The sequence below is a fragment of the Planktothrix sp. FACHB-1355 genome, assembly GCF_014748295.1.
GTDB classification, from domain to species: domain Bacteria; phylum Cyanobacteriota; class Cyanobacteriia; order Cyanobacteriales; family Aerosakkonemataceae; genus Aerosakkonema; species Aerosakkonema funiforme_A.
Genome location: NZ_JACJUP010000313.1, coordinates 1 through 6,151, shown reverse-complemented (window position 1 = coordinate 6,151; position 6,151 = coordinate 1). Strand labels below are relative to the sequence as shown.

The 6,151-nt window shown below is 42.8% G+C and carries 1 protein-coding gene; it reads left to right on the top strand.

The features are described from left to right. The coding region (locus H6S82_RS14650; RefSeq protein ID WP_191056358.1) for a type I polyketide synthase at nucleotides 1–6,151 on the top strand (6,151 nt) is incomplete at both ends.

Genomic DNA, 6,151 nt, shown 5'->3' with positions numbered 1-6,151 from the left:
TGGCGTCGGAATGAGCGGCTATTTGTTAAACAATCTTTATTCAAATCCCGAAGTTATCCAATCGGTAGGCACTTATCAGTTGTTGATTTCAAACGATAAAGATTTCTTGCCTACGCGAGTTTCTTACAAGTTAAATTTGAAGGGGCCAAGTGTCAATGTTCAAACAGCTTGTTCTACTTCCTTAGTTGCTACTTGTTTGGCTTGTCAAAGTTTGTTAAATTACCAATGCGATATCGCTTTGGCGGGTGGCGTTTCCATCAGCGTGCCATCAAAAATAGGTTATTTGCATCAAGAAGGAATGATTCTTTCTCCCGACGGACATTGTAGAGCTTTTGATGCGAAAGCGCAGGGAACTGTGAATGGCAACGGTGTGGGAATTGTTGTCTTAAAGAGATTGGAAGATGCGATCGCAGACGGCGACTCCATCCATGCAGTGATCGGAGGTTTTGCAATTAATAACGATGGTTCTTTGAAAGTTGGCTATACTGCTCCTAGTATAGACGGTCAAGCTGAGGCGATCGCACAAGCTTTGGCGATGGCAGAAGTTGACCCGGAAACTATTAATTATATTGAAGCGCACGGGACTGGTACGCCTTTGGGAGATCCGATCGAAATTGCGGCATTAACGCAAGCTTTCCGCGCCAATACTGAGAAGAAAGGATTTTGTGCGATCGGTTCTGCAAAAACAAATATCGGACATTTGGATACCGCTGCTGGCGTGACTGGTTTAATCAAAACAGTACAAGCACTCAAACACAAATTATTGCCACCGACTTTGCACTTTGAAAAACCCAATCCTCGGATTGATTTCGCCAATAGTCCGTTTTTCGTTAATGCTCAACTTTCCGAATGGCAGAGAAATGGCACTCCCCGCCGTGCTGGTGTTAGTTCTTTTGGTATTGGTGGAACTAACGCTCATGTGGTATTAGAAGAAGCGCCTATTCTCGAACCATCGGGAGATTCTAGACCTTGGCAATTGCTAGTTTTATCTGCTAAAACTGAATCTGCGATCGATACCGCCACTGCTAATTTAGTTGAACATTTAAATAATTATCCTGAAATTAACCTGGCTGATGCTGCTTACACGCTTGGAATTGGTCGAAAAGCTTTCAATCATCGACGGATATTAGTTTGCCAAGACCGAGAAGATGCTGTTACGGCACTTTCTCAACTCGATCCGAAACGAGTTTTTACTAACTTTGGAGAAGTTAAAAATCGACCTGTTGCTTTCATGTTTTCCGGTCAAGGTTCGCAATATGCAAACATGGCGGCGGAACTCTACCAACTAGAACCGATATTTAGAGAAGAAATCGATTTTTGTGCGGAATTTCTCATCCCATATCTGGGATTGGATTTGCGCGATGTGCTGTATGCAAGCGCGGAACAAGCAGAACAATTAGACATCTCCAGAAAAGAATCTCAGAGACAGGCAGGATGCCTATCCCACAAGAATTTTTGGAGGGGTCAATTGCAGCAAACTGCGATCGCACAACCAGCTTTGTTTGCGATCGAATACGCTTTAGCTAAATTATGGATCTCGTGGGGTGTGCATCCGCAAGGTGCGATCGGTCACAGTATCGGCGAATATGTCGCCGCTTGTCTCGCTGGCGTTTTCTCGCTGGAAGAAGCACTATCGCTAGTAGCTGTACGGGGAAAATTGATGCAGCAAATGCTACCAGGGTCGATGCTGGCAGTACCGCTGACTGCACAGCAAGTGCAACCTCTACTGGGTAAAGAACTTGAGCTTGCTGCAATTAACGCGCCATCTCTGTGCGTTGTTTCCGGTGCGACAGATGCGATCGAAGTACTGGAACAAAAACTGTTAGAAAAAGGCGTGGAATGTCGTCGCCTGCATACTTCCCATGCGTTCCATTCTCAGATGATGGAACCAATTTTAGAGGTATTTACAGAACAGGTGAAAAAAGTAAACCTGAAAGCACCACAAATTCCCTACATTTCTAACGTTACCGGCACTTGGATCGCCGCAGAAGAGGCAACAAATCCGCATTATTGGGCGAGACATTTGCGCCAAACAGTGCTTTTTAGTTCGGGATTGCAAACATTATGGCAAGAATCCGATTGGGTGCTGTTAGAAATTGGCCCCGGAAAAATGCTGACTACCCTCGCAAAACAGCATTTAGATAAAGTTAGCGATCGCATTGTACTTTCTTCTTTAAGACATCCGCAAGATCGACAATCCGATGTTGCCTTTTTGTTAAACGCAGTAGGCAAACTTTGGCTATCGGGAATACAAATAGATTGGTCGGGATTTTACAGCCAAGAAAAACGCGATCGCGTACCTTTGCCAACTTATCCGTTTGAGCGTCAACGCTATTGGATTGAAGCGCAAAAAATAGTAGGTGATAAAAACAGAAACTCTGTACCCGAATGGACATCAATATTAGAAGCAGGAAAGATACAGGCACTTGCGGAAATATCGAAATTTGACAATCCAACCTATCTAGGAAAGAAAGAGTGTTTGGAGCGTTTGTGTATTGCTTACATGAACCTTGCCTTGAGAGAATTGGGCGCATTTAGCAATCCAGACGAAAAGTATTCTGTGGAAGAGTTGTTCGATCGATTCCCTATTCTGCCGCGTCACAAGCAATTAATATCGCAATGGTTGAAGAGTTTGGTTGAAGAAGGGCAGTTACAGCAAGATGGAGAAAAATTTACCAATCTTGTAACAATTTACCCAGATTCAGTCAATGCTCTTGAAGAAGAAGTAAAAGCAAAATGGGCAGACACGCCTCAATGGGCAGAAGTTATGCAAACCTATCGGCAAAAGCTTGTCTCCATACTTGTTGGCAAAGAAGATCCGCTACAGTTAATATTTGCTGAAAGCTTCTATGATGTAGCGGAAAGTATAGGTCGATCTTTACCTCTGCTTCCTTATCACAACAATATCCTGCGAACAAGTTTGCAGCAATTGGTGAAGTCGTTATCGCCGCAAGTAAATCTGCGAATTTTGGAAATAGGCGCGGGAATGGGACTCACTACAACCGAGTTATTACCTGTCTTACCACCGCAGCAAACTAACTACATTTTCACTGATGTTGCTCGTTTTTTCTTAGACAAAGCCAAGCAAAAGTTTAGCGATTATCCTCATGTTCAATATCGCCTATTAGATATCGAACAACCTCCTGAAAAGCAAGGTTATGAACCGCACAGCTTTGATGTAATAATAGCCGCTCAGGTGTTGCACGTCACCCGCAATATAGAGGAAAGTTTAGCTCATATCCGCTCTTTGTTGGCTCCCGACGGTTTGTTATTAATTTGGGAAGTAACGCAAGCTCAAATGGATTACAACATCACCGATGGTTTAATGATGAAACCTTTGGATGATGGAGAACGCAGTCAAGGTAATCCATTTTTATCGAAAAAGCAGTGGATTGAGGCATTACGAAATCATGGATTTGTTGACGTGGCGGCTTTGCCTGGAAACGACGTTTTAGGGCACCATATTTTGTTGGCTAAAGCTTCTGCATCGGCAGATATAGCCGCACCTTCAGCATTTACGGTTAATCGAGAAAATGCTGTTGAAAAATCAGAATTTGCCTTAGAGAAAAAGCCGAATATTGCCGATTGGTTTTATACTCCATCTTGGCAACGCTCTCTACCTCCAAAACCGGATAAGCTAATTAATCGACAATGTTGGTTATTGTTTGTTGATGAGTGCGGTGTAGGTGAACAACTGGTGAGGAAGCTGGAACAAGAAAACCAGGATGTTATTGTTGTAAAAGCGGGTAATGAGTTCACCTTTCACAGCGATATCGTCTATACGATCGACCCTCAACAACGCGATGATTATGACGCTTTGCTGAAAGAAGTTCGGAAATTGAATAAAACTCCTCAAAAAATCGTTCATTTATGGAGTGTCACGCCAAACAATGAATTAGAAATCGAAGTTCTGGAAGATTCTCAAAATTTAGGTTTCTACAGTTTGCTTTTTCTGGCGCAAGCACTTGGAAAACAGGATTTTAGCGAGGAAATTGAAATCGCGGTTATCTCAAATAATATGCAGGAGGTAACTGGCGATGAGATACTTTGTCCGCCGAAAGCAACTATTTTGGGGCCATGTAAAGTTATTCCGCAAGAATACTTAAACATAAGTTGTCGCAGCATTGATGTTGTATTTCCGGAAACAGGAAATAGACAAAAAGAGAAAATCGCCGATTATCTGTTCGCGGAAATAACTGCAAAATCATCCGATTTAGTGATTGCTTATCGGGGCAATCATCGCTGGGTACAAACTTTTGAAGCCGTCCAATTGGATGGTGCAGAAAAATTAAATTTGAGAGAAGGGGGAGTTTATTTAATTACAGGTGGATTGGGTGGAATTGGATTAGTGCTGGCGGAATATCTGGCAGAAAAAGTGCAAGCAAAATTAGTTTTAATCGGTCGATCGCACTTGACCGCCAAACATGAATGGCAACAATGGTTAGCTACTCACGAAGAGAAAGATAGCATCAGTTGCAAAATTCGGAAATTGCAACAAATAGAAGCTTTGGGTGCAGAAATTCTGGTAGCCAGCGCAGATGTAGCTAACTTAGAGGAAATGCAAAAAGTAATAGCTAATGCGTGCGATCGCTTTGGCACAATTAACGGAGTTATCCACGCGGCTGGAATTTCACCCGGAGGCATGATTCAACTGAAAACCAAAGAAAATTTAGCCAATCTTTTAGCCCCAAAAGTAAAAGGAACTTTGGTAATTGACGCTTTGCTGAAGGATTTTAACCTAGATTTCCTGATCCTTTGTTCGTCTCTGAATTCATTTATCGCTGGACTTGGTTTAGTAGACCATTGCGGTGCTAATGCTTTTCTCGATGCCTTCGCACATTACAATACTACTAAATGCGATCGCTTGACCATTTCAGTTAACTGGGATGGCTGGCAAGAAGTAGGACAAGCAGCCAATGCAGCCACATCAGAACAACTCAAAAAGTGGCGCGAAACAAGTTTCAAACAAGGCATATTTCCCAACGAAGGAATGGAGGCATTTAAGCGCATTTTAGGAACTACATTGCCTCAAATTATGGTATCGACGCAAGATTTTATAATTCGATACCAGCAGTACAAAACTTCTAAAGAACTACAGCACTTGCAATCTCAAAAGGAAACCAAATCATCCAAACTGCTAAACTCGCGACCGAAACTCAATAACGCTTATGTAGAACCTCGCGATCGCATCGAGCAAACTATTGCTAAAATCTGGCAACAATCTCTAGGTATCGACAAAATTGGTATCCACGATGACTTCTTTGAATTGGGGGGAGATTCTCTCCTAGCAATTCATTTAATTGCCAAGATAAGCGAAGCCACTAATACAAAATTGTCAGCCCATAGCCTGATCGATGCACCGACTATTGCCGATTTAGCTAAATTAATCGCACAGTCAACATTGCCAACAACCTCTAATTCCACGCTAGTGGAAATTCAAACTGGTAGCAACACCAAAAAACCTCTTTTCTTAGTGCATCCCATTGGCGGTCACGTCTATATTTATCGGGAATTAGCACGTTATCTGCCTGATTTTCCTGTTTATGGATTCCAGGCGCAAGGAGTAGATGGAAAAGCAGAACCTCTGACTACAGTTGAAGAAATGGCGGCTCAATATATTAAAGCCTTGCGGGTCGTGCAACCTGAAGGGCCGTATTTTTTGGGCGGTTCTTCTTTTGGCGGAACTGTAGCTTTCGAGATGGCACAACAGCTACAAAAACTAGGTCAAAAAGTAGCAATGCTTACCTTGCTCGATACTCCTAGCCCCGGTCAATTACCATCAGAAAATTTAGAAGATGATGACCTCAAAACGATGGCTTATGCACTCGGCGTTGGTGCGGATATTTCGATTTCAGCAAACGAACTCGAACAGATGAACGATGAAGAAAGGCTGCTTTACTTTTTGGAAAAAGGTAAGTCTGCTCTGAAAATGCCTGCTGATTTTGGCGTTACCGAACTTCGCCGCTTTCATCAAGTTTTCCAACTCAACATGAAGGCGATGAAAAAATATATCCCGCAAGTTTATTCCGGTCAAATTATCTTTTTCCGTGCGTGCGATCGCGATGCCTTTAATCCCGAAAATCCCGAACTCGGCTGGAAAGATTTGGCTGCTGCGGGACTGGAGATTCACGAAATACCTGGAAATCACATT